The sequence below is a fragment of the Rhizobacter sp. genome (assembly GCF_035702065.1).
Lineage (GTDB): Bacteria > Pseudomonadota > Gammaproteobacteria > Burkholderiales > Burkholderiaceae_C > Rhizobacter.
This window is the reverse complement of sequence record NZ_DASSRA010000157.1, coordinates 1-2,182: the sequence shown is the minus strand read 5'-3', so window position 1 is coordinate 2,182 and position 2,182 is coordinate 1. Positions and strand designations below refer to the sequence as shown.

Sequence of the window (2,182 nt, the reverse complement as noted above, 5' to 3'; positions counted from 1 at the left end):
AACCTGCCCGACTACGACGTCTTCACCATCGACACCACCGGCACGCTGCCCACGGTGACGGGCCGCGTCTCGGGCGTGGGCACCACGCTCTTCAACGTGGCGGTGAACCCCGCCTCGGGCAAGGTCTACGTGAGCAACCAGGAAGCGCGCAACGTGGTGCGCTTCGAAGGCCCGGGCACGCGCTCGACCACGGTGCGCGGGCACTTCGTGGAGAGCCGCATCACGGTGGTCGATGGCAGCACCGTCTCGCCGCGCCACCTCAACAAGCACATCACCAGCTACGCCGCCGCCACGGGCACCGCAGCCGAGAAGGCGGCCAGCCTGGCCACGCCGCTCGAGATGGCGATCACACCCGACGGCGGCACGCTCTACGTGGCAGCCATGGGCTCCAACAAGCTCGGCCGCTTCAGCACCTCGCAGCTCGAAGGCGACAGCTTCACGCCCTCGGCCAGCAGCCACGTGACGCTGACCGGCGGGCTGCCCACCGGCGTGGTGCTCGACCCGACGCGCGGCCTGGCCTACGTCACCACGCGAGGCGACAACGGCGTCTCGGTGGTCAACACCTCGAGCTTCAGCGAAGTCGGTCACGTGAAGATGTTCAACCCGGAGCCGGCGGTGGTGCAGAACGGCCGCAAGTTCCTTTACGACGCGTCGCTCACGTCCAGCCGGGGCGACTCGTCGTGCTCGGGCTGCCACATCTTCGGTGACCTCGACCAGCTGGCCTGGGACCTCGGCAACCCGAGCGACAGCCGGGTCAGCAGCCCCAACACCTACAACAGCAACGTGCCGGCCATCGGCCGCAAGGCGTTCTTCCACCCCATGAAGGGGCCGATGACGACACAGAGCTTCCGCGGCATGAGCGGCAACGGCCCGCTGCACTGGCGCGGCGACCGCACCGGCGCGAGCCGCAGCGCGGGCGAAGCGCTGGAGCACCAGTCGTTCGAGGACTTCAACGTTGCCTTCACCGGCCTGCTGGGTCGTGAGTCTCAGCTGACCGCCGACGAGATGAAGGCCTTCGCCGACTTCGCGCTGGAAATCATCTACCCGCCCAACCCGATCACCAACCTCGACAACACGCTGACCACCACCCAGGCGGCGGGCCGGAACGTCTACAACACCGTGACCTCCGACCAGATCACCACCTGCAACGGCTGCCACGTGATCGACCCGGTGAACAAGCGCTTCGGCACCGACGGCACCATGTCGATCGAAGGCGCGCAGCTCGACCAGGACTTCAAGATCCCGCACCTGCGCAACATGTACCAGAAGGTGGGCATGTTCGGCACCAACTCGCAGGTCTCGACGTTCACGAACGTGGGCGACCAGATCCGTGGCTTCGGCTTCGCCAACGCCGGCAAGTTCGGCACGCTGGTGCAGTTCCTCGGCGAGCGGGTGTTCGCACAGCTCAGCGCGACGCAGCGCGCGCAGCTCGAGCAGTACCTGATGGCCTCGCCGGCCGAGATGAACCCGGTCGTCGGCCAGCAGGTCACGGTGACCCAGGCCAATGCGACGCAGTCCGACGTGACAGCCCGCCTGAACCTGCTGGTGGCCCGCGCCAAGGTCACGAGCCCGCTGCCCGAGTGCGAGCTGATCGCCAAGGCGGTGGTGAGCGGCGTGGCCAAGGGTTGGGTGCTCAACAGCGCCGGCAACTTCGCGCCGGACAAGAGCACCGAAGCCGCGGTGACGCAGGCTGCGCTGATCGCCCAGACCGCGACCGCTGGTGCGCCGGTGACCTTCACCTGCGTGCCTCCGGGCAACGGCACCCGTGCCGGCGTGGCACGCACAGGCGGCAGCAAGCTCGACCGCGACTGATCTTCGCGATCCGTGCTCCAGCCCCCGCCGGCCATGCCCGCGGGGGCTTTTTTCATGCGGGCCTCGTCGCACCAAGCCGGTTCGTAGAATCGCCGCGATGAGTTCTCCTCCACTGGCTGCGGGTGCAGCGGCACCCCACCGGGCCATGTGGCCCGGCCTGGCCTTCGCGATCCTGGGCGCGATCGCCTTCTCCGGCAAGGCCATCATCGTCAAGCTGGCCTACCGCTACGGCGTGGATGCGGTCACGCTGATCATGTACCGCATGCTGTTTGCGCTGCCGATGTTCCTGCTGCTCTCGTGGTGGGCCGGGCGCGGCAAGCCGGCGCTCACGCGGCGCGACTGGCTGGTGGTGAGCGGCCTGGGCTTCAGC

2 protein-coding genes are annotated in these 2,182 nt (G+C 68.2%); both read left to right on the top strand.

Translation table 11 applies throughout. The annotated features are described in order from the left end of the window. The coding region (locus VFL64_RS07370; RefSeq protein WP_489539727.1) for a YncE family protein at positions 1-1,812 on the top strand (1,812 nt) is incomplete at its 5' end. A gap of 97 nt (positions 1,813-1,909) precedes the next feature. After that, on the top strand, positions 1,910-2,182 hold a 273-nt coding region (locus VFL64_RS07365; RefSeq protein ID WP_489539726.1), incomplete at its 3' end, for an EamA family transporter.